The organism is Acidovorax sp. MR-S7 (assembly GCF_000400995.2).
GTDB lineage: Bacteria > Pseudomonadota > Gammaproteobacteria > Burkholderiales > Burkholderiaceae_C > MR-S7.
The window spans coordinates 1-26187 of sequence record NZ_DF238919.1 but is presented as its reverse complement, the minus strand read 5'-3'; the positions used below and the strand labels follow the sequence as shown (position 1 = coordinate 26187).

The window sequence follows — 26187 nt, the reverse complement described above, 5'->3', positions numbered from 1 at the left end:
AAGGGGCATGGCGGTCAGCGGCCGATGGCGAACACCACCGGGGTGCGGTTGTCGGGTGCCTCGCCTTGCTGGCGCCATTGGCGCACGGAGCGGCTTTCCACGCGCGCCTGCGCGAGCGTGAGGCCCGCCGCGATGGCCAGGCGTGTGTTCGGCTGCAGGTGCTGCAGCAGCGCCTGCCACAGCGCGGCATTGCGGTAGGGCGTTTCGATGAAAAGCTGGCTCTGGCCCTGCCTGAGCGCCAGACCTTCGAGCGCGCGGATGCGTTCGGCGCGCTCGCCCGCGTCCTGCGGCAGGTAGCCCGTGAACGCGAAGTTCTGCCCGTTCAGCCCGCTGGCGGCCAGCGCCAGCAGCAGCGAGACCGGGCCCACGAGCGGCACGACGCGTGCGCCCGCGTCGTGCGCGGCGCGGACCACGGAGCTGCCCGGGTCGGCCACGGCGGGCATGCCGGCCTCGCTGACCAGACCCATGTCATGGCCTGCGAGCAGCGGTGCGATGAGCGGGGCGGCGTTGAACTGGCCGCCATGGTCGCCCTTCTTGTGCACTTCGCGTGGCAGTTCGGTGATCTGCTGCGCCTGCAGCGGCGCGGCCAGCGGGTGCAGCGCGTCGATGCGCTTCAGGTAGGCGCGGCAGCTCTTGGCGTTTTCGCAGACCCAGTGCGTGAGGCGCGCGGCGGTGCGCAGCGTGCCTTCGGGCAGCGCGTCCTGCAGCGGGGCCTGCGCCTCGCAGCCGAAGTCGAGCGGCGCGGGCACGAGGTAGAGCGTGCCGGGTGCGGGGGGCGTGCTCATGGCAGCATCAGGCCGGCGGCGCGCAGCATGCGGCAGGTGCGGATCAGCGGCAGGCCGACGAGGGCCGTGGGATCGTCGCTCACGATGGCGTCGAGCAGGCTGATGCCCAGGCCTTCGCTCTTGGCGCTGCCCGCGCAGTCGTAGGGGGTTTCGGCTTGCAGGTAGCGCTCGATCTCGGCGTCGTCCAGGTCGCGGAAGCGCACCTCCACGGGGGCGATGTCCATCTGTGCGAAGCCCGTGGCCTGGCACACCACGGCCACGGCCGTCTGGAAGACCACCGTGCGCCCGCGCATCTGCCGCAGCTGCGCCGTGGCGCGCTCGTGCGTGCCGGGCTTGCCCAGGGGCTGGCCCGCGAGGTCCGCCACCTGGTCGGAGCCGATCACCACGGCCTGCGGGTGCTGGGCGGCCACCGCCCGGGCCTTGGCCAGCGCGAGGCGCAGGGCCAGCGCACGCGGGGCCTCGCCGGGCAGCGGGGTTTCGTCCACGTCGGGGCCAGCCACGTCGAAGGGCAGGCCCAGGCGGGCCAGCAGCTCGCGCCGGTAGCGGGAGGTTGATCCCAGGACCAGGGAATAGGGCGGGCGGACGGGTTCAGGCATGGCTTGATTCTCTTACACTGCCGCCCATGACCAAGGAACACTCCCCCGACCGGCTGGACGTCAAGGCCTTCGCACAGGCTGGCGGACACCTGTCCGGTCATGACACCCTGCTCAAGTACAAGCGCCTGGCCGAGGAGGCTCAGGGCCTGCACCCCGACCTGCGCGTCGATTGGCAGGCCGATGGCGAGGTGCGCGCCACCCACGGCATCGGCGGCCAGATCTGGCTGCGGCTGAAGGCGCAGGCCACCTTCCCCATGATCTGCCAGCGCTGCCTGCTCCCGGTGGACGTGCCGCTCGCCGTGGACCGCGAATTCCGCTTCGTGGCCGACGAGGCCACGGCCGAGGCGCTGGACGAGTCCAGCGATGAAGACCTGCTGGCCCTGAGCCGTGAATTCAACCTGCGCGAGCTTATCGAGGACGAGCTGCTCATGGAGCTGCCCGTGGTGCCGCGACACGACGAATGCCCCACCGACGTGAAGATGGCTTCGAGCGACGAGGACTTCGAGGAGGCCAGCGCCGACAAGCCCAACCCCTTCGCCGCGCTGGCCGGGCTGCGCAAGCCCGGTGCGTAGGCCGAAAAGGAGTTGGGCTATAATCGAGGGCTTCGCGCGAATCCCCTCGTGTCTTCAATGGGCTGATCGCGTTTTTACCAACCCTTCAAGACCCTAGGAGCCGAACATGGCTGTTCAGCAAAACAAAAAGTCCCCTTCCAAGCGCGGCATGCACCGCTCGCACAACGCCCTGACGGTGCCTGGCATCGCAGTGGAACCCACTACCGGCGAAACCCACCTGCGCCACCACATCAGCCCCAACGGCGTGTACCGTGGCCGCCAGGTGCTGAAGAACAAGTCCGAAGCCTGATAATTCCCCAGGCCGCGCTGTTTCGAGGCCCGTTGCTACGTACGTAGCGCGGGCCTTTGTCGTTTTAATATCCGCCGATGACCATCACACTGGCTGTTGACTGCATGGGGGGCGACCACGGCCCCGGCGTCACGCTTCCCGCGTGCCGCCAGTTCCTCGACCACCATCCCGACGCGCGCCTGCTGCTCGTCGGCCAGCAGGCCAGCCTGCAGGGCTTCTCGCACGATCGGGCCACGGTCGTGCCCGCATCCGAGGTGGTGACGATGGACGACCCGGTCGAAGTCGCGCTGCGCCGCAAGAAGGATTCGTCCATGCGCGTGGCGATCCAGCAGGTCAAGGACGGGGCGGCCCAGGCAGCGGTGTCCGCCGGGAATACGGGCGCGCTGATGGCGATCGCGCGCTACCTGCTCAAGACGCTGGACGGCATCGACCGCCCCGCCATCGCCACCCAGCTGCCCCACGCCAAGGGCGGCGCCACCACGGTGCTGGACCTGGGCGCGAACGTCGATTGCACGGCCGAACACCTGTTGCAATTCGCCGTGATGGGCTCGGCGCTGGTGTCGGTGCTGCAGGACCACGAGGAGCCTGCCGTGGGGCTGCTCAACATCGGCGAGGAAGTCATCAAAGGTAGCGAAGTCATTAAAAAGGCGGGCGAACTGCTGCGTTCTGCCGCCAACTCCGGCGATCTTAAATTTCACGGCAACGTCGAGGGCAATGACATTTTCAAGGGCACGGTGGACATCGTGGTCTGTGACGGCTTCGTGGGCAACGTGGCGCTCAAGGCCAGCGAGGGTGTCGCATCCATGATCGCGGGAATACTCAAGCAGGAGTTTTCGCGCAACATCTTCACGAAAATCGCTGCGATCGTCGCTTATCCCGTGCTATCTGCCCTCATGCGGCGCGTCGATCACCGCCGCTACAACGGCGCGGCGCTGCTGGGCCTGCGCGGCCTGGTGTTCAAGAGCCACGGCTCGGCCGACGCGCTGGCCTTCGAGCAGGCGTTGAACCGGGCGTATGATGCGGCCCGCAACAACCTGCTCGACCGCGTCCGCACGCGGGTCGCACACGCGGCGCCCTTGCTGGCCGCCGCCGATGCCCAGCCCGAACCCGGAACTGCCGCCGCAGCCACACATTGATGAGACGCTATTCCCGTATTGCCGGCACCGGCAGCAGCCTGCCGCCGCGCCGTGTGACCAACGATGACCTGGTGGCCCAGCTGGCGCAGCAAGGCATCGAGACGTCCGACGAATGGATCGTGGAGCGCACCGGCATCCGCTCCCGCCACTTCGCCGAGCGCGACGTGGCCAGCAGCGACCTGGCGCTGGAGGCCTCTCGCCGCGCCCTGGAGGCCGCGGGCCGTCAGCCGCAGGACATCGACCTGATCATCGTCGCCACGTCCACGCCGGACATGGTGTTTCCCTCCACTGCCTGCATCCTCCAGCACAAGCTGGGCGCGAACGGCTGCCCCGCCTTCGACGTGCAGGCCGTGTGCAGCGGCTTCGTCTATGCGCTCACGGTGGCGGACGCCATGATCCAGTCCGGTGCCGCCAGCCGCGCGCTGGTGGTGGGGGCGGAGGTGTTCAGCCGCATCCTCGACTTCAAGGACCGCACCACCTGTGTGCTCTTCGGCGACGGCGCTGGCGCCGTGGTGCTCGAGGCCTCGGAAACGCCCGGCATCCTGGCCAGCGACCTGCATGCCGACGGCAGCCACGTGGGCATCCTGTGCGTGCCCGGCAATGTCTATGGCGGCCAGATCCTGGGCGACCCGCTGCTCAAGATGGACGGGCAGGCCGTGTTCAAGCTCGCCGTGGGCTTGCTGGACAAGGCCGCGCGCGCCACGCTGGACAAGGCGGGCCTCACCGATGCCGACGTCGACTGGCTGATCCCGCACCAGGCCAACATCCGCATCATGCAGAGCACGGCGCGCAAGCTGAAGCTGCCCATGGACAAGGTGGTGGTCACGGTGGACCAGCACGGCAACACCTCGGCGGCCTCCATTCCCCTGGCGCTGGACCACGCGGTGCGCGCGGGCCAGGTCAAGCCGGGGCAGACCGTGCTGCTCGAAGGCGTGGGCGGCGGTTTCACCTGGGGTGCTGTACTCCTGAAAATATAGCTGCTTGCGCTCGCTGGATAAGCGCTAGAGCCTGATTCCATTCAAAACCAAGAAGAGACAATGGCACACAACTTTGCATTCGTGTTCCCCGGCCAGGGCTCGCAGTCCGTAGGCATGCTCGATGCGTGGGGCGATCATCCCGCGGTGGCCGAGACGCTGCGCGAAGCGTCCGACGCACTGGGCGAGGACGTGGGCGCATTGATCCACGGCGGCCCCAAGGAGGCGCTGGCTCTCACCACCAACACCCAGCCCGTGATGCTGGTGGCCGGCGTGGCCGCCTGGCGCGTCTGGCGTGCCGAGGGCGGCGCGCTGCCCTCGGCCGTCGCCGGGCATTCGCTGGGCGAATACGCGGCACTCGTCGCCTCGGGCGTGCTGACGCTGGCCCAGGCCGCGCCCCTGGTGCGCCTGCGCGCCGCCGCCATGCAGGAGGCCGTGCCCGTGGGCACGGGTGCCATGGCAGCCATCCTGGGGCTGGACGCCGCCAAGGTCATCGCCGGCTGCGCCGAGGCGACCGCGAGCTTCGGCGCGGGTTCGCCCGAGGTGGTCGAGGCCGTAAATTTCAACGACCCCATGCAGACCGTCATTGCCGGTAGCAAGGCCGGCGTCGAGAAGGGCTGCGAAATGCTCAAGGCCGCTGGTGCCAAGCGCGCGTTGCCGCTGCCCGTGTCGGCGCCTTTCCACTCCAGCCTCATGAAGCCCGCCGCAGAGAAGCTGCGTGCCGCCCTGGCCGCGCTGACGCTGGAAGCGCCGCAGATCCCCGTGGTCAACAACGTGGACGTGGCCGTGCAGCAAGATGCCGACGCCATCCGCGACGCGCTTTACCGCCAGGCCTTCGGTCCGGTGCGCTGGGTGGAGTGCTTGCAGGCGTTGAAGGCGCGCGGCATCACCCATGTCGTCGAATGCGGTCCCGGCAAGGTGCTGGCCGGCATGACCAAGCGCATCGACCCCGAGCTGGTCGGCGCCTCCCTGTACGATCCGGCCACCCTGGCCGAAACCCGAGAGCTGCTGGCATGAGCGAATCCACGACCCCTTCCCAGACCGCGCTGGTCACCGGCGCGACGCGCGGCATCGGCGCGGCCATCGCCGCCGAACTGGCGGCCCGCGGCCTGCGCGTGATCGGCACGGCCACCACCGACGAAGGCGCGGCGCGCATCACCGAAGCGCTCTCCGCCCACGGCGGCAGGGGCGTGAAGCTGAACGTGACCGATGGCGCCGCCGTGGATGCGCTGATCGATGCCATCGTGAAAGAGCACGGCGGCCTGCACGTGCTGGTGAACAACGCCGGCATCACGCGCGACACGCTTGCCATGCGCATGAAGGACGACGACTGGGACGCGGTGCTGGACACCAACCTCAAGGCCGTCTTTCGCGTGAGCCGCGCGGCCATCCGGCCCATGATGAAGCAACGCTTCGGCCGCATCATCAGCATCACCAGTGTGGTCGGCGCCTCGGGCAACCCCGGCCAGGCCAACTATGCTGCTGCCAAGGCCGGCGTGGCCGGCATGACCCGCGCCCTGGCGCGCGAGCTGGGTAGCCGCGGCATCACGGTGAACTGCGTGGCCCCCGGCTTCATCGCCACCGACATGACGGCCGACCTGCCCGAAGAACAGAAGAAGGCCCTTAAATCCCAGATCGCCATGGGGGATCTGGGGCAGCCGAGCGACATTGCGCATGCGGTCGCCTACCTCGCATCGCAGGGCGCTGGCTATGTGACGGGGCAGGAATTGCACGTCAATGGCGGCATGTACATGTAGTTGAAGCAAATTGACGCCGGATCGTCCGTGCGGCGGGCTGCTCGGGTGCTGCACCCGAAGCGGCTAGAATCGCGGATTCATTCACAACCCCCAGAGGGAAACCATGAGCGATATCGAAGCACGTGTCAAAAAAATCATTGCCGAACAACTCGGCGTGGAAGAGTCCCAAGTCACCAACGAAAAGGCTTTCGTGGCCGATCTGGGTGCCGACTCTCTGGACACGGTGGAGCTGGTGATGGCGCTGGAAGACGAATTCGGCATCGAGATCCCCGATGAGGATGCCGAGAAGATCACGACGGTGCAAAACGCCATCGACTACGCCAACACCCACCAAAAGGCCTGATTCCATTTCTAAATCAACCGTTGCTTTGTCGGCTTCGCCTTCGTGCACTCGATTGATAGGTAAATGGAATGAGCGGCCGGCGCCCCGGTGGGGCGCAGCATCCGATCAGCAGAAGGTTTAACGCATGAGCCGTCGTCGCGTCGTCGTGACCGGCCTGGGTTGCATTTCGCCCGTGGGCAACACGGTGCAGGATGCCTGGGCCAGCATCCTTGCCGGGCAATCCGGCATTGACCTCATCACCAAGTTCGACGCATCGAACTTTGCCTGCAAGATCGCAGGCGAGGTCAAGGGCTTCGATCTGGAGTCCTACATTAGCGCCAAGGATGCGCGCACCATGGACACCTTCATCCATTACGGCATCGCCGCGGCCCAGGAGGCTGTACGCGACGCGGGCCTGCCGACAGGCGAGGCGCTGGATGAAGAGCTGGCCACGCGCATTGGCTGTATCGTCGGCTCGGGCATCGGCGGCCTGCCGCTGATCGAGAACACCCACGCCGAACTGGCCAACCGCGGCCCGCGCCGCATCACGCCGTTCTTCGTGCCGGCGTCGATCATCAACATGGTGGCCGGCCAGGTATCGATGCGCTTCGGCTTCAAGGGCCCGAACCTCTCTGTCGTGACCGCGTGCACGACGGGGCTGCACTGTATCGGTGAGGCGGCCCGCAAGATCGAATACGGCGATGCCGACGTGATCGTGGCCGGCGGCACCGAGGCCACCGTTTCCCCGCTGGGCGTGGGGGGCTTCGCCGCGATGCGCGCGCTGTCCACGCGCAACGACGATCCCAAGACGGCCTCGCGCCCTTGGGACAAGGACCGCGACGGCTTCGTGCTCGGCGAAGGTGCGGGCGTGGTCGTGCTCGAAGAGTACGAGCATGCCAAGGCGCGCGGTGCTCGCATCTATGCCGAGGTGGCTGGCTACGGCATGAGCGCCGATGCCGGGCACATGACCGCCCCGAACATGGATGGCCCGCGCCGCGCCATGCAGGCGGCCCTGCGCAACGCCGGCGTGAACGCGGACGAGGTGCAGTACCTCAACGCGCACGGCACCTCCACCCCGCTGGGGGACCTGAACGAAACCAACGCCATCAAGGCGGCGCTCGGCGACCATGCGAAGAAGATGGTGGTGAGTTCCACCAAGTCCATGACCGGCCACCTGCTGGGCGGCGCGGGCGGTATCGAGAGCGTGTTCACCGTGCTGGCGCTGCACCACCAGAAGGTGCCGCCGACCATCAACCTCTTCTCGCAGGATCCGGAGTGCGATCTGGACTACTGCGCGAACACGGCGCGCGACATGAAGATGGATGTCGCCCTCAAGAACAATTTCGGCTTCGGCGGCACCAACGGCACGTTGGTCTTCAGGCGCATCTGATGGCATCTCTGCCGCTGCGGGCACGCCCGGACGTCGCCGGGTAGCTTTGATGCGCGGCGCCGCCCACGCACCTTCCGTCCAATTCCCCTTCGGTCGTTCGCGGCGCGCAGGGCGGGCCTTGTTCGCGGTCGCGGCCTTGGGACTTGCCTGCGTGCTGGCTTGGTGGATGCTCGGCAATGGCCGCGAACGTGCCCTGGCGGGCCTGGCGCTGTGGTGCCTGTGCGCGGCGGCGGCCTGGAGCCTGTGGCATGGCCTTTTTCCGGGGCAATTGGTGTGGGATGGCCGGGAATGGTCACTGCTGGCCGATGGGGGCCGGGGGAGGGGCGGCTTGGTGCAATGGCCGCGCGTGCACCTGGATCTGCAATCGGGGCTGCTCCTGTCCTTGCGCCTGGTGCACGGCCGTACGGTCTGGCTGTGGCTGGAGCGCGGCAGTTCGCCACTCCGGTGGCAAGCCCTGCGGCGTGCGGTATATTCGCGCGCCCCATCCGGCACGGCCCGTGCCGAAGGCATGCCTTCCCGGCACGAAGGTGAGACACAGACAAGGACATGACAGCCTCTACGAATGAACCCGCCGACAGTGATCTGCGCCTGGTGGAGCGCACGGTCGCGGGCGACCAGCGGGCGTACGAGTTGCTGGTCATCAAGTACCAGCGGCGCATCGAGCGGCTGGTCGGGCGCATGGTGCGCGATGTGGACTTGGTGCAGGACATCACGCAGGAGACTTTCCTGCGGGCCTATCGAGCGCTCCACCAGTTCCGGGGGGAGGCGCAGTTCTACACCTGGCTCTACCGCATCGCGGTCAACACGGCCAAAAAGGCTCTGGTGGATCTCAAGCGCAACCCGGTGATCACCGAAAGCGCCCTGCGCGGTAGCGGTGACGACGACGATGAAACTTCCCTGCTCGATCGTGAACTAACCAGCGACGAAACCCCCGAGACCGTCCTGGCAGCCCAGGAGATCGCCGCTGCGGTGAACGCGGCCATGGAGGCGTTGCCTGAAGACCTGAGGCAGGCGGTGACGCTGCGGGAGATCGAGGGATTGAGTTACGAGGAGATCGCCGCGGCCATGAACTGCCCCATCGGCACGGTGCGGTCGCGGATCTTCCGGGCCCGGGAGGCGATATCGGCCCGGGTCAAGCCCTTGCTCGAGAAGCGCTCGGGCAAGCGGTGGTAATGGATATATCGGGGTAGCGCGATGCAGGTGGCACCATGAAGGACGATGTGATGAAGCGCGAATGCCTGTCGGCGCTGGCCGACGGGGAGTTGCAAGGGGATGAGTTCGCCCAGGCCATGGCCTATGCCGGCACGGACGAAGGCCAGGCATCCTGGCAGCTCTACCACATGATTGGCGAGGTGATGCGCTGCAGCGAGCCCGTGCATGCCACCGACCCTGCGCTGCTGGGGCGCTTGCGCGAGCAGCTTGCGCATGAGCGGCTGCCCGCTGCCGCATTGGCACAGGTGGCCCGCCACGACGAGGCCGCCAACGCGTCGGTGTTCCGCTGGAAGCTTGCCGCAGGCTTCGCTTCCCTGGCCGCCGTCGCGGCGCTGGGCTGGAATGCCTATGTCGGGCTGACCCCGGGCGTCGCTGCTGCGGGCGCGCAGCTGGCCGCCGTGCAGCCCGCGCCTGCCATGCCGCAGCAGCAGACGATGGTGGCCACGAATATCGGATCCGATGGGCCGCAGATCATGATCCGCGACCCGCGCCTGGACGAACTGCTGGCGGCCCACAAGCAGTTCGGCAGCACATCTGCCCTGCAGATGCCCGCAGGCTTCTTGCGCAACGCCACTTTCGAGGCCCCTGCGCGCTGAAAACATTGACCAGGCTATTTGTCCAGGAACGGAGTAGCGTGACGCGCATGCGGATTCGTGCGGATCAACGGATGCTGGCGTGGTATGCGAAACGGGGTGGAATCGCTGTGGGCGTGGCCCTGTGGCTGATCGGCGCGGCCAGTGCGGAGCCTGCACCGTGCGCAGTGGCGGTTTCCGACGCGCCTGCTGCAAGCAGGCCGACAGATGTGGCGGGGTGGATAGCCCGCATGCACCGCGCGTCGCTCAGCCGCAATTACAGCGGCACGTTCATGGTCCTGTCGTCCAACGGGGCGATGGCCAGTTCCCGGATCTGGCACGCTTGTGAAGGCTCGCAGCAGATCGAGCGCGTGGAAGCGCTCAGCGGAACGCCGAGGATCGTGTTCCGTCACGAGGGTGAAGTACGGACTTTTCTGCCTCAGGCGCGCATCGTGCGCAGCGAAATGCGCGATGCCAGGGGGCTGTTCCCCCGGGTTCCCGATGCGGAAGGCGTATCGCCGGACAAGCACTATGCAGTGAAAGCTGCTGGCCGGGAGCGCGTGGCCGGGCTTGATGCCGACGTGGTGGTCTTCATTCCGCGCGATGCCTGGCGCTTCGGCTACCGCATCTGGGCGGAGCAAGGCTCGGGCCTCGCCCTCCAGCTGCAGACCCTGGATGCCGAGGGGCGCGTGCTGGAGCAGGCCGCCTTCTCGGAGCTGGCCATGGAGTCGCCCGCTGGGCTGCAGGCCATGCTGCGCATGATGGGCGACATGGAGGGCTACCGCAAAGCGGCCGTCCCACTGGAGCGGACGACGGCGGACGCCGAAGGCTGGCGCATGCGGGCCACCGTGGCGGGCTTCGTTCCCCAGGGCTGTTACAAGAAGGCGCGGGCTGTTCAAGCGGAGGTGCCGCGCACGGTTCTGCAGTGCATCTACTCGGATGGGCTGGCGACGCTGTCGGTTTTCCTGGAGCCCTATGGCGCCGGGCGGCACCCGGAGGGTGCCCGTTCCGTCAGCATGGGAGCGACCCAGGTGGTGGCGCAGAAAGTCGGGCAGGACACCTGGGCCACCGTCGTGGGGGAAGTGCCTCTGGAGACGCTGCGCCGTTTCATCGGTGCCCTGGAGCGTGCGCGCTGAACGCCTATCCTGGCGCCGACGGCGGGAACCAATCGGGCCGGGCGCCTTCACAGATTCAGTTTCGGTGATTTGAAAGACAAGGAAAGGTCGACGATGCGGATGATCGATTGGAAGGAAGGCATGCACTCCTGGGCCCTTGCCGGCCTGATGGCGGTGGCAGGTGCTGGCGGTCTGCTGGGGACGGGGCCCGCGCAGGCGCAATCTGCGCCCGCGGTGCGGGGCCTGCCCGACTTCACGGAACTGGTGGAGCAGGTGGGACCGTCGGTGGTGAACATCCGCACCACGGAGAAGGTGTCCAGCCGTCCGGCGCTGAACGGCATGGACGAGGACATGCTGGAGTTCTTCCGGCGCTTCGGCGTCCCGGTCCCCAACATTCCCCGGCAGCAGGGGCCGCAGCGCCCGCAGCCCGAGGAGCAGCCGCGCGGCGTGGGCTCGGGCTTCATCCTCACGCCCGACGGCTACGTGATGACGAATGCGCACGTGGTCGAGGGAGCGGACGAAGTCATCGTCACGCTCACCGACAAGCGCGAGTTCAAGGCCAAGATCGTGGGCGCCGACAAGCGCACGGATGTCGCCGTGGTCAAGATCGACGCCACGGGCCTTCCGGCCGTCAAGGTGGGCGACGTGAGCCGCCTCAAGGCGGGCGAATGGGTCATGGCCATCGGCTCGCCCTTCGGGCTGGAGAACACGGTGACCGCGGGCATCGTCAGCGCCAAGCAGCGCGACACGGGCGACTACCTGCCTTTCATCCAGACCGACGTGGCCATCAACCCCGGCAATTCCGGCGGGCCGCTGATCAACATGCGCGGCGAGGTGGTCGGGATCAACAGCCAGATCTATTCCCGCTCGGGCGGCTTCATGGGGATTTCCTTCGCCATCCCCATCGACGAGGCCATCCGCGTGAGCGAGCAGCTGCGCACCGTGGGCCGCGTGAGCCGCGGGCGCATCGGCGTGCAGATCGAATCGGTGTCCAAGGACGTCGCGGAGTCGATCGGGCTGGGCAAGTCCCAGGGCGCCCTGGTACGCGGCGTTGAAGCCGGCTCTCCGGCCGAGAAGGCCGGCATCGAAGCGGGCGACATCATCACCCGCTACGACGGAAAGGCCGTGGAGAAGGTCTCCGACCTGCCGCGCCTGGTGGGCAATACCAAGCCGGGTACCAAGACCAGCATCACCGTGTTCCGCCGAGGTGCCTCGCGCGACCTGTCGATCACCATCGCCGAGGTGGAGCCGGAGGAGAAGGCCGTGGCCAAGGCCGCAGAGCAGGAGAGCAAGGGCAAGTCGTCCTCGGCTGCGCAGCAGATCGGCCTGGTCGTGGCAGAGCTCACTGCAGCGCAGGAAAAGGAGCTGAAGGTCAAAGGCGGCGTGCGTGTCGTGACGGCTGCGGATGCCGCGGCCCGCGCAGGCCTGCGCACGGACGACGTCATCGTGGCGCTGGCCAACACCGAGATCCGCAACCTGAAGGACTTCGAGGCAGCACTGGCCAAGGCCGACAAGGCCAAGCCCATCAACGTGCTGTTCCGCCGGGGCGAGTGGGCGCAGTACACGCTGATCCGTCCTGCCCGCTGACGAGCGGTGCCTGCGTGACAAAGCCCTGCCCCGGAGTCGGGAGTGGGGCTTTTTTCCGTGAAGCGCAAACTGCAGCCTGCGGCCGAGTTTTTCTATCTGTGCATATTTGTAGAATGGAGGGGTTCAATGTGAGGGTTTTGATATAAACTCCCGCCGCTTCGCCACCATGCGGGAGGCAGGCGAGTGATGCACAGGTGTTCCACAGCTCGCGCACACCTTGTCCAGATATTTGGACTCCCAATTGTTGATAACCTGTTGATAAAATTCCCGTTGCAGCATGGCAACGGCCCTTGGCTGTAGTCGGATGGGCTTCCCGGAAAGGCCTTTTTGCCTACAATGAAGCTCCAACTATCGCAGTTGCCAAAGATTGTTGGTTCAGGGCGCGTCGCTTGTTTGACGCGCCCTTTTTTCTTGTGCCGGTCATTGCAATTCAAATACTTGTCGTTATCCGTTGATGAATCACATCAGAAATTTCTCGATCATTGCGCACATCGACCACGGCAAGTCCACCCTTGCTGACCGCCTCATACAGCGCTGTGGCGGGCTCGCGGACCGCGAGATGGAAGCCCAGGTGCTGGACTCGATGGACATCGAGAAGGAGCGTGGGATAACCATCAAGGCGCAGACCGCCGCGCTGCAGTACAAGGCCCGCGATGGCCAGGTCTACAACCTCAACCTGATCGACACGCCCGGCCACGTGGACTTCTCGTACGAAGTCTCGCGCTCGCTCTCCGCATGCGAAGGCGCGCTGCTGGTGGTGGATGCATCGCAGGGCGTGGAGGCACAGACCGTGGCCAACTGCTATACCGCGCTCGAGCTCGGCGTGGAAGTGCTACCCGTGCTCAACAAGATGGACCTGCCGCAGGCCGACCCCGAGAACGCGAAGGCCGAGGTCGAGGACGTGATCGGCATCGACGCGAGCGAGGCCATTCCCTGCTCGGCCAAGACGGGCATGGGCATCGACGAGATCCTTGAGGCCGTGGTGGCCAAGGTGCCGCCTCCGAAGGGCAACCCGCAAGGCCCGCTGCGCGCCATGATCATCGACAGCTGGTTCGACAGCTACGTGGGCGTGGTCATGTTGGTGCGCGTGGTGGACGGCGAGCTCAAGAAGGGCGAGCGCTTCAAGATGATGGCGACCGGCGCCGCCTACGACGCCAACCAGCTCGGCGTGTTCACGCCGGCCAACCAGCCGCGCGACATGCTGCGCGCGGGCGAGGTGGGCTACATCATCGCCGGCATCAAGGAGCTCAAGGCCGCCAAGGTGGGCGACACCATCACGCTGGAAAAGAAGCTGCCCAACAACGCGGGCCCGGCCACCGAGGCGCTGCCCGGCTTCAAGGAAATCCAGCCCCAGGTGTTCGCGGGCCTCTACCCGACCGAGGCCAACCAGTACGACCAGCTGCGCGATGCGCTGGAAAAGCTCCAGCTCAACGACGCCTCGCTGCACTTCGAGCCCGAGGTGTCGCAGGCGCTGGGCTTCGGCTTCCGCTGCGGCTTCCTGGGCCTGCTGCACATGGAGATCGTGCAGGAGCGCCTGGAGCGCGAGTTCGACCAGGACCTGATCACCACCGCGCCCAGCGTGGTCTACGAGGTGGTCAAGGGCGACGGCGAGGTCATCATGGTGGAGAACCCCTCCAAGATGCCCGAGCAAGGCCGCATCCAGGAGATCCGCGAGCCCATCGTCACCGTGCACCTCTATATGCCGCAGGACTACGTGGGCCCGGTGATGACGCTGGCCAACCAGAAGCGCGGCGTGCAGTTGAACATGGCTTACCACGGCCGCCAGGTCATGCTGACCTACGAGCTGCCGCTGGGCGAGATCGTGCTGGACTTCTTCGACAAGCTCAAGTCGGTCTCGCGCGGCTATGCGTCGATGGACTACGAGTTCAAGGAGTACCGCGCGTCCGACGTGGTGAAGGTCGACATCCTGCTCAACGGCGAGAAGGTCGATGCCCTGTCTATCATCGTGCACCGCAGCCAGAGCCAGTACCGCGGCCGCGCGGTGGCGGCCAAGATGCGCGAGATCATCAGCCGCCAGATGTTCGACGTGGCCATCCAGGCCGCCATCGGCGCCAACATCATCGCGCGCGAGACCATCAAGGCGCTGCGCAAGAACGTGCTTGCCAAGTGCTACGGCGGCGACATCACGCGCAAGCGCAAGCTGCTCGAAAAGCAGAAGGCCGGCAAGAAGCGCATGAAACAGATCGGCTCGGTCGAGGTGCCGCAGGAGGCATTCCTGGCCATCCTGCAAGTGGAGGATTGATGCAAGCCATGCAATACATCACCGCCGCCGTGCTCGCGGCGTTCGCGGGCTACGTGGGCGCCTGGTACCTGGGTGCCATCGAAGGCAATTTCGCGCTGCTGCTGTTCCTGGCCACCGTGGTCACGGGCGTCTACTGGCTGGCCGAGCGGTTCGTCTTTTTGCCGCGCCGCCGCCGCGCCGCACAGGCGCTGGAAGACGCCGCGGCCCAGCGCCGCGCCGAGCTGGACCGCATGGGCATCCAGAAGGTGGACGGCGACGTCGAGGAGGCCAAGGGCCGCATCCTCATGCAGCCCTGGTGGCTGGACTGGACGGCCGGGCTCTTCCCCGTGATCGCCGTGGTCTTCCTGCTGCGTTCGTTCCTGTTCGAGCCGTTCAAGATCCCCTCGGGCTCCATGATCCCGACGCTGCTCGTGGGTGACCTGATTCTGGTGAACAAGTTCACCTACGGCGTGCGCCTGCCCGTCGTCAACACCAAGATCACGCAGGGCAACGCCCCGCAGCGCGGCGACGTGATGGTGTTCCGCTACCCCCCGCAGCCCAGCATGGACTACATCAAGCGCGTGGTGGGCGTGCCGGGCGACGAGGTGGCCTACCTGAACAAGCGCCTCACGGTGAACGGCAAGCCCGTGGAGACCACGGCGCTGCCCGATTTCTTCGACCAGGACGCGATGCGCTACTTCAAGCAGTTCGACGAGCAGCTGGGCGAGCACCGCCACCGCATCCTCAACACCCCCGAGGTGCCGGCCTTCGTGCAGAGCGCGAGCCAGTTCAAGTTCCGCGAGAACTGCCGCTACAGCGTGGAGGGCGTGAGCTGCAAGGTGCCCGAGGGCCACTACTTCATGATGGGCGACAACCGCGATAATTCGCTCGATTCGCGCTACTGGGGCTTCGTGCCGGACGAGAACATCGTCGGCAAGGCCTTCTTCGTGTGGATGAACTTCGGCAACCTCAAGCGCATCGGCTCGTTCAACTGATGCGCGACACCAGCATGGGGGAATCAGGCATGGGTCTGCAACACACCGCGGCTCGCTCGCGCCAGCGGGGACTGTCTTTCATCGGCCTCGTCTTCATCGGCGTGCTCGCCGTGGCCGCGTTCGCCATAGGCGGGCAGTCCGTGCCCATCTTCCTGGAATACGTGGCCATCAAGAAGGCCGCCGCCAAGGCTGCGCGCGAGGGCTCCACGGTGCCCGAGATCCGCGCCTCGTTCGACCGCGCCGCCGCCATCGACGACATCAGCTCCATCGGGGGCAAGGACCTGGAAGTGACCAAGCGCAACGACAAGGTCATCGTGTCGTTCAGCTACGCGCGCGAGATCCCGCTGGCCGGGCCGGCGTACCTGGTGTACCGCTTCCAACACTCGACCGACTGATTAGTGCCGCCCGCCAGCCACGCCGCCCTGCAGGAGCGCCTGCAGCACCGCTTCTCCGATCCTTCGCTGCTGCAGCGGGCCGTCACGCACCGCAGCTTTTCCGCGGACCACAACGAGCGCCTGGAATTCCTGGGCGACTCGGTGCTCAACCTGGCCGTCTCCAGCCTGCTGTTCCGCCAGCTGCGCACGCTGCCGGAGGGCGAGCTCTCCCGCGTGCGCGCCCACCTCGTCAAGCAGGATTCCCTGCACGGCATCGCGCTCAGGCTCCAGCTGTCCGAGGTGCTGCGCCTGGGCGAGGGCGAGTCCAAGTCGGGCGGCAAGCTGCGCCCCTCGATCCTGGCCGATGCGCTGGAGGCCATCATCGGCGCCGTCTACCTCGACGCGGGCTATGAACGCGCCGAGGCGCTGGTCCACCGCCTGTTCGAGGGCGTGGAGCTGAGCCCCCGCCTGCAGGAGGCCGCCAAGGACGCCAAGACCGCGTTGCAGGAGTGGCTGCAGGGCCGCAAAATGAAACTGCCCCAGTACCGCGTGGCCGAGACGACCGGCGCCGCGCACAACCAGGTCTTCCACGTGGAGTGCGAGATCGCCGAGCTGCGGCAATTGCAGCGCGGCAGCGGTGCATCGCGCCGTGCGGCCGAGCAGGCCGCCGCCGCCGCCATGCTGGCCCAACTGAAAGCGAAACAGGCATGAATGCTACTGAAAACGGAGCTGCTGGCGCAGAAGGGACAAGCGCTGAAGGCCAAAACGACCTTGAATCCATGCTGGCCGCCGCACGGCCTGCTGCCGGCGCGCCCGTGGAAGGGCAGCGCTGCGGCCTGATCGCCATCGTCGGCAAGCCCAACGTGGGCAAGTCCACGCTGATGAACGCGCTCGTCGGGCAGAAGATCAGCATCACCTCGCGCAAGGCGCAGACCACGCGCCACCGCATCACCGGCATCCGCACGCGCGGGGCCACGCAGTTCGTGTTCGTCGATACGCCGGGCTTCCAGACGCGGCACAGCACGGCCTTGAACAAGTCGCTCAACAAGACCGTGATGGGCGCGATCGGCGACGTGGACCTGATCCTGTTCGTGGTCGAGGCGGGCAGCTTCACGCTGGCCGATGCCAAGGTGCTGAGCCTGTTCAAGCCCGGGATCCCCACGCTGCTCATCGCCAACAAGCTCGACACCGTGCACCGCCGCGCCGAGATCGCGCCGTGGCTGAAGGGCATGCAGCAGCGCCACCCGTTCGCCGAGTTCGTGCCCATGTCGGCCAAGAACAAGGGCGACATCGAGCGCCTGTACGGCATCTGCGAAAAGTACCTGCCCGAGCAGGCCTGGTGGTACGCCGAGGACGAGCTGACCGACCGCAGCGAGAAATTCCTCGCCTCTGAAACCGTGCGCGAGAAGCTCTTTCGCTTCACCGGCGACGAGCTGCCCTACACCTCCACCGTGGTCATCGACAAGTTCGACGAGGAAAAGAGCAAGCAGTACAAGCGCTTCCTCCGCATCGCCGCAACCATCGTCGTCGAGCGCGACGGCCACAAGGCGATGGTGATCGGCGAGAAGGGCGAGCGCCTGAAACGCATCAGCACCGAGGCGCGGCAGGAGCTGGAAAAGCTCATGGACGCCAAGGTGTTCCTCGAAGTCTGGGTCAAGGTGCGCTCCGGCTGGGCCGACGACGAGGCGCGCGTGCGCTCCTTCGGCTATGAATGAAATCAGCCGCTAGCGCTTATCCGACAAGCGCAAGCAGCTATTGAAACAATAGCTACCCATGGCCACGCGCCGCATCCACGACGAGCCTGCCTACATCCTGCACAGCTACGACTGGAGCGAGTCGAGCCTGATCCTCGAAGCCTTCACGCGCCACCACGGCCGCGTGGCGCTGGTCGCCAAGGGCGCGAAGAAGCCCACCTCCAACTTCCGCCCCGTGCTGCTGCCGCTGCAGCCGCTGCGCGTGGCCTACGGCGTGGCGGGCGAGGGGCATGGCGAGATCCACGCGCTCAAGGGCGCCGAATGGGTGGGCGGGCACGTGATGCCCACGGGCGACGCGCTGCTCTCGGGCCTGTACCTCAACGAACTGCTGCTGCGCCTGCTGGCGCGCGAGGATACGCACGCCGCCCTGTTCGACGTGTACGCGGGCGTGGTGCGCGTGCTTGCCAGCGAACACGGCGACGCACTGGAGCCCGTGCTGCGCGCCTTCGAGCTGCTGCTGCTGCGCGAAGTGGGCCTGCTGCCCGCGCTCGACCTGGAGACCGCCACGCTCGGCGCGCTGGCCGCGCAGGCACGCTACACCCTCGTGGCCGAAGGCGGCCTGCGCGCCGCCACCGATGCCGACCGCGCCAGCCTCAGCGGCGCGCAATGGGGCGCGCTGCAGCAAGCGCAGGAGGCTGGCACCGCCTACACCGCGCTGCTGCGCGCCGTGGCCCCTGTGGCGGCCGAACTCAAGCCCCAGTTGCGCGCGCTGCTGCAATACCATTGCGGCCACCCGCTGCTGCGCACGCGCCAGCTCATGATGGATCTGCAATCGCTATGACGACCCACACCACCGCACTCTCGGTCAACGTCAACAAGGTCGCGCTGGTGCGCAACACGCGCCACCTCGGCATCCCCTCGGTCGCGCGCGCCGCGCGCCTGTGCCTGGAGGCGGGCGCGCAGGGCATCACCGTCCACCCACGCCCCGACGGCCGCCACATCCGCGCCGACGACGTGCACGAGCTCGCCGCGCTGCTCAAGGCCTGGCCGGGCCGCGAATTCAACATCGAGGGCAATCCCACGCAGAACCTGATGGACTTCATCCGCGAGGTGCGTCCTCAGCAGGCCACATTCGTGCCCGACAGCGAGGACCAGTTCACCAGCGACCACGGCTGGAGCTTTCCGCAGGATGCCGAGCGCCTGGCGCCCCTGGTCGCCGAATGCAGACGCCTGGGCGTGCGCGTGAGCCTGTTCATGGATGCGGTGCCCGAGCAGATGGCCGCCGCCCGCGCCGTGGGGGCCGACCGCGTGGAGCTGTACACCGAACCCTACGCCGCCGCCTGGGGCACGCCCGATCAGGAGCGCCAGTTGCAGCAATACGCCGCCACCGCGCAGGCCGCGCTGGATGAGGGCCTGGGCGTGAACGCGGGCCACGACCTGAACCGCGACAACCTGGCGGCATTCATCGCGCGCGTGCCGGGGCTGCTGGAAGTCTCCATCGGCCACGCCTTTATCGCTGACGCGCTGGAGCTGGGCTACGCCGCCACCGTGCATGCCTACCAGCAGTGCATCGACGCCGGCATGGCCGCACGCGCATGATCTACGGCATCGGCACCGACATCTGCGACGTGCGCCGCATCCGCGAAAGCCTTGCGCGCCACGGCGACCGCTTCGCGGAGAGGGTTCTGTGCGAAGGCGAACTCGCCACCTGGCGCGCACGCGGCGCGCGCTGGCCCGAGCGCGGCGTGCGCTACCTCGCCACGCGCTTTTCCGCGAAGGAATCGTTCAGCAAGGCCATCGGCCTGGGCATGGTCATGCCGATGACGTGGCGCGCCTGCGAGGTCGTCAACCTGAAGAGCGGCCAGCCCGCCATCGTGCTGCACGGCGCGCTCAAGGACTGGTTCGACGCGCGCGGCCTGCGCTGCCACGTCACCGTGACCGACGAAACCGACTACGCGGCCAGCTTTTGCGTGGTGGAGAAAGTTTGAAGCCAAATCAGCCTCCGGCGCTTGATGGGCAAGCGCGAGCAGCTATCAATCCATGAGCAAACACGACATGACAGAACACGCCCCCCTCATCATCGACGTGGCTGGAACCCGGCTCACCGACACCGACCGCCGCCGCCTCGCCCACCCGCTCGTGGGCGGCATGATCCTGTTCGCGCGCAACTGGGAAAGCCGAGCGCAACTGCTGGAACTCACCGCCGCCATCAAGGCCGTGCGCGATGACCTACTGATCTGCGTGGACCACGAAGGCGGCCGCGTGCAGCGCTTCAGGACCGACGGCTTCACGCACCTCCCGCCCATGCGCGCCCTGGGCGAGCTGTGGATGAAGGATGCTTTGCGCGCGATGGACGCGGCCACGGCGGCGGGCTACGTGCTGGGCGCGGAACTGCGCTCCTGCGGCGTCGATTTCTCCTTCACCCCTGTCCTCGATCTGGATTGGGGCGAGAGCGGCGTGATCGGCGACCGCGCCTTCCACCGCGACCCGCGCGTGGTCGCCATGCTGGCGCGCGCGCTCATGCAGGGGCTACTGCAGGCGGGCATGGCGAACTGCGGCAAGCACTTTCCCGGCCACGGCTTCGTCAAGGCCGATTCGCACACCGAAGTGCCCGTGGACAAGCGCGGCCTCAAGGCCATCCTGCAGGAGGACGCGGCGCCGTACCCGTGGCTCTCCACCGTGCTCACCAGCGTCATGCCCGCGCACGTCATCTACCCCAAGGTGGACAAGCGCCCGGCCGGCTTCTCGGCCAAGTGGCTGCAGGACATATTGCGCGGGCGGCTGCGCTTCGACGGCGCCATCTTCAGCGACGACCTGAGCATGGAAGGCGCGCGGCGCATCGATGGGCAGGTGGTCAGCTACACCGACGCGGCCGTGGAGGCGCTCAATGCCGGCTGCGACCTCGTGCTGCTGTGCAACCAGAGCCTGGGCGAGGGCAGGGCGGTCGATGAACTGCTGGACGGCCTGGGCGAAGCGCAAGGCCAACGCCGCTGGCAGCCCAGCCAGAACAGCGAGGCCCGCCGCCTCGCCCTGCTGCCCGAGACGCTGCCCCAGCCCTGGGACGACCTCATGGTGCAGCCCGCGTACATGCACGCGCTCGACCTGCTGCCTTGAGGAGAGCCACGATGCGCATCGGCGTGCTCACGGGAGGCGGCGACTGCCCCGGCCTCAACGCGGTGATCCGCGCGGTTGCCAAGTCGCTGATCCACCACGGGCATTGCGAGGTGCTGGGCATCCTCGACGGCTTCGAGGGCCTGATGGGCGATGCGCCGCGCACGCGGCCGCTGGGGTGGGGCGACGTGTCGGGAATCCTGCACATCGGCGGCACCATCCTCGGCACGAGCAACAGCGCCAACCCCTTGAAGGACGACGCCACGCTGGCCCAGGTGGGCCGCAACGTGCGCGCACTGGGGCTGGATGGCGTGGTGGCCATCGGCGGCGACGGCACCATGTCCATCGCGCACGGACTGCGCGCCGCGGGCCTGCACTGCGTGGGCGTGCCCAAGACCATCGACAACGACATCGCCCACTGCGAGCGCAGCTTCGGCTTCGACACGGCGGTGGCTACCGCCACCGACGCGCTGCGCCGCATCGAGAGCACGGCCTACAGCCACCACCGCGTGATGATCGTCGAGACCATGGGTCGCCACGCGGGCTGGCTGGCGCTGGAGAGCGGCATCGCCAGCGCCGCCGACGTGATCCTGCTGCCCGAGATCGACTACGACCTGGAGGCCGTCATCGCCCGCTGCCGCGCGCGCGAGCAGCGCCAGCGCTACACCATCGTCTGCATCGGCGAGGGCGCCAAGGAGCGCGGCGGCAGCCTCACCGTGCGCGAGCGCGTGGAATACAGCCCCGACCCGGTGCGCCTGGGCGGCGTGGGCCACGTGCTGCGCGAGCGCCTGCAGCCGCACCTCAAGAGCGAGGTGCGCGCCACCGTGCTCGGCCACGTGCAGCGCGGCGGCGACCCCACGCCGTTCGACCGCGTGCTGGCCACGCGCTTCGGCCACCATGCGGCGCGCCTCGTGATCGAGGGCCGCTTCGGCCGCATGGTCACGTTGCAGGGCGGGCGCATCGGCAGCGTGGCGATCGCCGACGTGGCGAACACCCAGCGCACGGTGTCGCTAGACCATGAGCTGCTCGCCATGGCGCGCGACATCGGGGTGTGCCTGGGGTAATGTCACACCTGCTGAATGCTCCTGTTTCAGGAGCTTCCTGCGCTTTCTAGCAAAGGGCTAGAGCCCGGCTCGACACTTATCCTGCGGTTGCCTGGATAGGGTGGCCGGCCTGGGGCATGGCCCCGGCCCACTTCGCGCACGTGCTGCAGCAGCAGCGTCGCTGCGGGAGAGAACTCCTGCCCTTCGAGCGAGATAATGCCGATCGGCGCCATCACGAACGGAACCTCCAAGGGCAGGATCTTCAACAGGCCTTCGTCCTCGAAGGCCGAGGCGACGGACCGCGGCATGATCGCCACGGCCTTGCGGACGCGCAGCGTGGTCAGCATCGCGAGGAACGAGGCCGTCTCGATGACATCGATGGGCAATGCAAGACCGGCGACGCGGAACATGAGCTCGACCCGGGGCCGCATGGTGGCCCAGGGCTGGGGGATCACCCAGTTCGCATCGGCCAGTTCGGGCAAGGCCACGTCGCCCCGATGCGCAAAGGCATGGGAGGCATGCACCACGCAGCACGAAGGTTCGGAATAGAGCTCCTCCATTGCGATATCGGAGGCGGCGTAGGCCGGGTCCAGCCGGCCCACCAGAAAGTCCAGCTCGCCGAGCCGCAGCCGCCGGAACAGCCCCTTCAGGTCGTCCTCTTCGATCAGGACGGTGGACCGCGGGGCCTTCCGCTTCATGGCCTCGATCGCCGGCACCAGCAGGGCGGGGATGGTCGCCACCATGGCCCCGACGTGCGCCCGCCCGATGCTTCCCGCGGACACGGCGTCCAGATCGGACTGCGCCCGCGCATAGTCCGCGAGCACCCGCCTCGCGAACTCCACCACCACCGTTCCATGGCTCGTGGGCTCCGTGCCCCGCGTCGACCGCACGAACAGGGTGAAGCCGATCATGCGTTCGATCTCGGCAAGGCTCTTGGATACGGCCGGCGAGCTCAGCGAGAGCACTTCCGCGGTACGGCCCAGATGGCGGATCTGGTCGAGGGTGACGAGCAACTGCAGATGGCGCAGCTTGAGGTTGGAGCGAAGCAGGCGCGCGATCATGCCGGCATGTTAACCAGAACAGAAAGAAGACAAGCCAATTGTTCAATGGACTGGAATCTAGGAGCTGAATAGATTCGAGGGCTGTGGGCGGCTCTGGCGGCAGGCGCCCCGTTCCGAAACCGCGCGGATCGAGCATCAGGCGCACATGACCCGAGAGAGATGTGATGAAGTTCTTGACCTTTGCCGTGGAAACCCTGCCCGGCGACCAACTGGGTGTGCTGCTGGAGAGCGGCGGCATCTTCAACGTGACCCTGGCTGCGGCCCGGTCGGGCGCAGCGGCTCCCGCCACGATGCTTTCGCTGATCCAGGCCGGTGAAGGCGGGGTGCGGGCGATCCGGGAATTGCTGCAGCGCTGCGAAGACGAATGGACGTTCCCGCAGGACGCGGTGAAATTCCGCCCGCCCCTCAGCAACGGCAAGAACGTGTTCTGCGTGGGCCGGAACTATCGCGAACACATCATCGAGGGAAACCGGGCCAATGGCCGCCCGGAGAACCAGTTCCCCGAGGCGATCGAGTTCTTCACCAAGCCGGCCACGGCGCTGGTGGGGCACCGGGGCCGGGTGCTGCGCCACGAGGCCCTCACCAACAGCCTGGACTACGAGGTGGAACTGGCCATCGTCATCGGCAAAAAAGGCACGAACATCGCACAGGCCGATGCGCTGGACCATGTGTTTGGATTCACCGTCGTCAACGACATCACCGCCAGGGATTTGCAAAAGCGGCACGGCCAGTGGTTCAAGGGCAAGGCGCTCGACACCACCTGCCCCATGGGCCCCGTCATCACGCACCGCTCGGCCATACCCGACCCGAACGACCTTCGCCTGACGCTGGAGGTCAACGGCGAGATGCGGCAGGACCACCGCACCAGCGACATGATTTTCAGCGTCCAGCGGATCATCGAGGAGCTTTCCGCTGGCATGACGCTCGAGCCGGGCGACGTGGTTTCGACGGGAACGCCGCAAGGCGTGGGATTCGCCATGGTGCCGCCGCGATGCCTCCAGGTGGGCGATGTGGTGCGCGCGACCGTGGAGCGCATCGGAACCCTGGAAAACACCGTCGTCTAGTCATTCACCCCTTCATTCCTTCCGCCTCAGCAGCCATCCCATGAAAAAAATTCTTCGCGCTTCGCTCGCCCTGTGCGCCGCTGCCATCGCGCCGCTGGCATTCGCCGACAACCAGGCCATTGAACTCGTCGTTCCTTTCGCGACCGGGGGCTCCACCGACATATACGCCCGATTCCTGGCAAAGGAATTGAGTGCCGAGATGAAGCAGACCGTCATCGTGGTGAACAAGCCGGGCGCGGGCGGAGGGCTGGGCGCCGGCGCCGTCGCTCGCTCGGCGCCCGATGGAAGAACGATCCTGCTCGGCACCATCAGCACCCATGCGATCAATCCGTGGCTGTACAAGGATCTGACCTACGATGCGAACAAGGACTTCGTGCCGGTGGCCAAGGTGGTGGCCATGCCCAACGTCCTGGCCGTGCGGGCCGGCTCCGACATCAAGTCGGTCGACGATCTCGTGAGCAAGGCCAGGACCATGGATCTGACGTTCGGCTCCTCCGGCGGCGGCACGACCAGCAACCTCTCGGGCGAATTGATGAAGCAGATGAAGCCGGAGATGAGGCTGACCCACGTGCCCTACCGCGGATCCGCGCCCGCCGTCGCCGACCTCATGGGCGGCCACATCGCGTTCCAGTTCGACAACCTGACCAGCCTGCTGTCGCACATCGAATCCGGACGCCTGCGTGCGCTGGCGGTCTCCTCGCTCCAGCCGTCCGAGCAATTGCCGGGCGTCAGGCCGCTCGATGCCCAAGGGTTCAAGGGGTTTGAGCTCGAGTCGTGGTTCGCTCTCTTCCTGCCCCGCGGCGCGGCCGCGGGCACGGTCGCCCAATACACCGACGCCTTGAAGAAGGTCTACCAGAAGCCGGAGTTCCTGAAACAGATCCGGGCTGCGGGCATCACGCCTTCGCTCGTCTACGGCCCGGATTTCGAGAAGTTCCTGCAGAGCGAACAGGCCAAGTGGGGCGAGGTCGTGCGCAAAGCCGGCATCAAGCTCAATTGAGCCGCCCAGAACCCGCGAGCGCAGAGCAAATGCGACATCGGCAGATATACAACCTGCACGACTTCCAGGCCCTGGCTAGGAGAAAACTCCCCCGGTCGCTTTTTGCGTACATCAACAACGGCGCCGAAGACGAGGCCTCGCTGCGCTGGAACAGGCAGGCGTTCGAGCAGTACGAGTTCATGCCCAGGATGCTCGTCGACGTTTCGGAGAGATCCCAGGCGATCGAGCTCTTCGGTGAGACGTACGCCAGCCCGTTCGGGATCTCGCCCGTGGGGCTGGGGGCGCTCTACAGCTTCGATGGCGACGTTCGCTTGGCTTGCGCAGCGCGCCAGGCGAACGTGCCGTACGTGCTGAGCGGCGCTTCCCTCACTCGTCTGGAACGGGTTGCGGAGCATGCGCCGGGCATGTGGTTCCAGGCCTATCTGCCCGGAGACCGCGAGGAGATCCGCCGCCTGCTTCGCAGGGTTGCCGCCGCAGGGATCAAGAAACTGGTCATCACCGTCGATATCCCGGTGTCGGTCAGCCCGGATCGCTATGCCCGGTTCGGGTTTTCATCGCCGCTGCGCCCGTCGCTCGATCTGCTGTGGCAGGGCCTCAGCCGCCCCGCCTGGACGATAGGGACGTTTGGCCGCTCGCTGCTGTCGCACGGGATGCCGCACCTGGAGAACTGGCGTGCCGCCCGGGGCAATCCGGTGCTTTCGGCCTCGCTGCAGAAAGACGTCAAGAACCGGGACAACTTTACGTGGGACCATATTCGGATCGCACGCGAGCATTGGGATGGCGTATTGATCGTCAAGGGGCTGATGTGCGCGCAGGATGCCGTCCGTGCGCGGGACGTGGGCGCTGACGGGCTCATCGTCTCCAACCACGGAGGACGCCAGGCCGATGGGGTCGCGGCATCGCTCGACGTGTTGAAGGATGTGGTCGATGCGGTGCCCGGCCTCGCCGTCATGATGGATGGCGGGATTCGCCGCGGCTCCGATGTGTTGAAGGCCCTGGGCCTGGGCGCGCGCTGCGTCTTTGCCGGCCGCCCGTTCAACTTCGCGCTTGCCGCGGGTGGACGGGAAGGCGTCGATACCGCGCTTGCCCTGCTCCAGGAGGAGATCGACCGGAACATGGCGCACATCGGAATCAACCATCCCTACGAAATTTCGGATGGACGTGTGCGCAGGCGAGCGGCTTAGGGAGTCTGCGTCGAAAAGAAAAGCGGCCTTGGCCGCTTTTCCTTTGGCTCTGTCACAAATCTGTGTTGGTAGTATGTGGGCCAACGCGTTGACGGAGTGGGTTTGCCATGCGGAA

29 protein-coding genes are annotated in these 26187 nt (G+C 66.9%); 26 read left to right on the top strand and 3 right to left on the bottom strand.

From position 1 onward, the window contains the following. Positions 1-14 precede the first annotated feature (14 nt). On the bottom strand, positions 15-785 hold the full coding sequence (locus tag AVS7_RS10625) for an SAM-dependent methyltransferase (RefSeq protein ID WP_020228388.1): 771 nt from the start codon (positions 783-785) through the stop codon (positions 15-17). Continuing rightward, on the bottom strand, positions 782-1381 hold the full coding sequence (locus tag AVS7_RS10620; RefSeq protein ID WP_020228387.1) for a Maf family nucleotide pyrophosphatase: 600 nt from the start codon (positions 1379-1381) through the stop codon (positions 782-784). The genes AVS7_RS10625 and AVS7_RS10620 overlap by 4 nt, the downstream gene beginning before the upstream one ends. A 26-nt stretch (positions 1382-1407) precedes the next feature. Here AVS7_RS10620 and AVS7_RS10615 point away from each other — a divergent pair, with 26 nt between their 5' ends. The 23 genes from AVS7_RS10615 (at position 1408) to AVS7_RS10510 (ending at position 21787) form a co-directional block, all read left to right on the top strand. Beyond that, a complete protein-coding gene (locus AVS7_RS10615) occupies positions 1408-1953 on the top strand; it encodes a DUF177 domain-containing protein (protein ID WP_020228386.1) in 546 nt (181 codons plus the stop codon). Between the two features lie 106 nt (positions 1954-2059). Then, a complete protein-coding gene (gene rpmF / locus AVS7_RS10610; protein WP_024001319.1) occupies positions 2060-2242 on the top strand; it encodes a 50S ribosomal protein L32 in 183 nt (60 codons plus the stop codon). A gap of 77 nt (positions 2243-2319) precedes the next feature. Next, the gene (gene plsX, locus AVS7_RS10605; protein ID WP_024001318.1) at positions 2320-3378 is read left to right on the top strand and encodes a phosphate acyltransferase PlsX; all 1059 of its coding nucleotides are present in this window, start codon (positions 2320-2322) and stop codon (positions 3376-3378) included. Then, positions 3378-4355: a beta-ketoacyl-ACP synthase III gene (locus AVS7_RS10600; protein WP_020228383.1), complete on the top strand. Its 978-nt coding sequence runs from the start codon at positions 3378-3380 to the stop codon at positions 4353-4355. The genes plsX and AVS7_RS10600 overlap by 1 nt, the downstream gene beginning before the upstream one ends. Positions 4356-4415: 60 nt before the next feature. Beyond that, a complete protein-coding gene (gene fabD, locus AVS7_RS10595; RefSeq protein ID WP_020228382.1) occupies positions 4416-5369 on the top strand; it encodes an ACP S-malonyltransferase in 954 nt (317 codons plus the stop codon). Then, positions 5366-6109 (top strand): 3-oxoacyl-ACP reductase FabG, encoded by a 744-nt coding sequence (fabG, locus tag AVS7_RS10590; protein ID WP_020228381.1) that lies wholly within the window; start codon positions 5366-5368, stop codon positions 6107-6109. Before fabD ends, fabG begins: the two co-directional genes overlap by 4 nt. A gap of 103 nt (positions 6110-6212) precedes the next feature. Then, positions 6213-6452 carry an acyl carrier protein gene (gene acpP, locus AVS7_RS10585; protein ID WP_003058049.1) on the top strand — a complete coding sequence of 80 codons (240 nt, stop codon included), beginning with the start codon at positions 6213-6215 and terminating at the stop codon, positions 6450-6452. Between the two features lie 124 nt (positions 6453-6576). Then, positions 6577-7821 (top strand): beta-ketoacyl-ACP synthase II, encoded by a 1245-nt coding sequence (fabF, locus tag AVS7_RS10580; protein ID WP_024001317.1) that lies wholly within the window; start codon positions 6577-6579, stop codon positions 7819-7821. 118 nt (positions 7822-7939) lie between these two features. After that, the gene (locus AVS7_RS24345) at positions 7940-8371 is read left to right on the top strand and encodes a hypothetical protein (RefSeq protein WP_144425078.1); all 432 of its coding nucleotides are present in this window, start codon (positions 7940-7942) and stop codon (positions 8369-8371) included. Further along, positions 8368-8994 (top strand): RNA polymerase sigma factor RpoE, encoded by a 627-nt coding sequence (rpoE, locus tag AVS7_RS10575; protein ID WP_024001315.1) that lies wholly within the window; start codon positions 8368-8370, stop codon positions 8992-8994. The genes AVS7_RS24345 and rpoE overlap by 4 nt, the downstream gene beginning before the upstream one ends. Before the next feature lie 35 nt (positions 8995-9029). Next, positions 9030-9629 carry a sigma-E factor negative regulatory protein gene (locus AVS7_RS10570; protein WP_020228378.1) on the top strand — a complete coding sequence of 200 codons (600 nt, stop codon included), beginning with the start codon at positions 9030-9032 and terminating at the stop codon, positions 9627-9629. 71 nt (positions 9630-9700) lie between these two features. After that, on the top strand, positions 9701-10741 hold the full coding sequence (locus AVS7_RS10565) for a MucB/RseB C-terminal domain-containing protein (protein WP_049696891.1): 1041 nt from the start codon (positions 9701-9703) through the stop codon (positions 10739-10741). Positions 10742-10834: 93 nt separating this feature from the next. Next, complete coding sequence (locus AVS7_RS10560) at positions 10835-12307, top strand: Do family serine endopeptidase (protein WP_024001312.1); 1473 nt, start codon at positions 10835-10837, stop codon at positions 12305-12307. A gap of 454 nt (positions 12308-12761) precedes the next feature. Continuing rightward, positions 12762-14570 carry a translation elongation factor 4 gene (gene lepA, locus AVS7_RS10555; RefSeq protein WP_020228375.1) on the top strand — a complete coding sequence of 603 codons (1809 nt, stop codon included), beginning with the start codon at positions 12762-12764 and terminating at the stop codon, positions 14568-14570. After that, positions 14570-15544: a signal peptidase I gene (gene lepB, locus AVS7_RS10550; RefSeq protein ID WP_020228374.1), complete on the top strand. Its 975-nt coding sequence runs from the start codon at positions 14570-14572 to the stop codon at positions 15542-15544. Before lepA ends, lepB begins: the two co-directional genes overlap by 1 nt. A gap of 29 nt (positions 15545-15573) precedes the next feature. Next, on the top strand, positions 15574-15939 hold the full coding sequence (locus AVS7_RS10545; protein WP_034690605.1) for a DUF4845 domain-containing protein: 366 nt from the start codon (positions 15574-15576) through the stop codon (positions 15937-15939). Positions 15940-15942: 3 nt separating this feature from the next. Continuing rightward, positions 15943-16629, top strand: coding sequence for a ribonuclease III (gene rnc, locus AVS7_RS10540; protein WP_020228372.1), 687 nt, complete (start codon positions 15943-15945; stop codon positions 16627-16629). Beyond that, entirely contained in the window at positions 16626-17633 is a 1008-nt protein-coding gene (gene era / locus AVS7_RS10535; RefSeq protein ID WP_034690592.1) for a GTPase Era, read from the top strand. Before rnc ends, era begins: the two co-directional genes overlap by 4 nt. A 58-nt stretch (positions 17634-17691) precedes the next feature. Further along, a complete protein-coding gene (gene recO, locus AVS7_RS10530) occupies positions 17692-18453 on the top strand; it encodes a DNA repair protein RecO (RefSeq protein WP_020228370.1) in 762 nt (253 codons plus the stop codon). Continuing rightward, the gene (locus AVS7_RS10525) at positions 18450-19211 is read left to right on the top strand and encodes a pyridoxine 5'-phosphate synthase (protein WP_020228369.1); all 762 of its coding nucleotides are present in this window, start codon (positions 18450-18452) and stop codon (positions 19209-19211) included. Before recO ends, AVS7_RS10525 begins: the two co-directional genes overlap by 4 nt. Beyond that, on the top strand, positions 19208-19600 hold the full coding sequence (gene acpS / locus AVS7_RS10520) for a holo-ACP synthase (protein WP_020228368.1): 393 nt from the start codon (positions 19208-19210) through the stop codon (positions 19598-19600). Before AVS7_RS10525 ends, acpS begins: the two co-directional genes overlap by 4 nt. A gap of 67 nt (positions 19601-19667) precedes the next feature. Beyond that, a complete protein-coding gene (nagZ, locus tag AVS7_RS10515) occupies positions 19668-20726 on the top strand; it encodes a beta-N-acetylhexosaminidase (protein WP_020228367.1) in 1059 nt (352 codons plus the stop codon). Between the two features lie 11 nt (positions 20727-20737). Continuing rightward, on the top strand, positions 20738-21787 hold the full coding sequence (locus AVS7_RS10510) for a 6-phosphofructokinase (RefSeq protein WP_020228366.1): 1050 nt from the start codon (positions 20738-20740) through the stop codon (positions 21785-21787). Positions 21788-21813: 26 nt separating this feature from the next. Here AVS7_RS10510 and AVS7_RS10505 read toward each other — a convergent pair whose 3' ends face one another. Continuing rightward, positions 21814-22827, bottom strand: a complete 1014-nt coding sequence (locus tag AVS7_RS10505) for a LysR substrate-binding domain-containing protein (RefSeq protein WP_020228365.1) — start codon at positions 22825-22827, stop codon at positions 21814-21816. Between the two features lie 164 nt (positions 22828-22991). On the opposite strand from AVS7_RS10505, the gene AVS7_RS10500 reads away from it, so the two are divergent. Genes AVS7_RS10500 through AVS7_RS10490 form a run of 3 tightly spaced genes read left to right on the top strand, consistent with a single transcriptional unit; the run spans position 22992 to position 26072 of the window. Further along, on the top strand, positions 22992-23891 hold the full coding sequence (locus tag AVS7_RS10500) for a fumarylacetoacetate hydrolase family protein (RefSeq protein ID WP_020228364.1): 900 nt from the start codon (positions 22992-22994) through the stop codon (positions 23889-23891). A gap of 40 nt (positions 23892-23931) precedes the next feature. After that, positions 23932-24888, top strand: a complete 957-nt coding sequence (locus tag AVS7_RS10495) for a tripartite tricarboxylate transporter substrate binding protein (protein ID WP_020228363.1) — start codon at positions 23932-23934, stop codon at positions 24886-24888. Positions 24889-24917: 29 nt separating this feature from the next. Continuing rightward, positions 24918-26072: an alpha-hydroxy acid oxidase gene (locus AVS7_RS10490; protein WP_020228362.1), complete on the top strand. Its 1155-nt coding sequence runs from the start codon at positions 24918-24920 to the stop codon at positions 26070-26072. Positions 26073-26187: the final 115 nt, after the last annotated feature.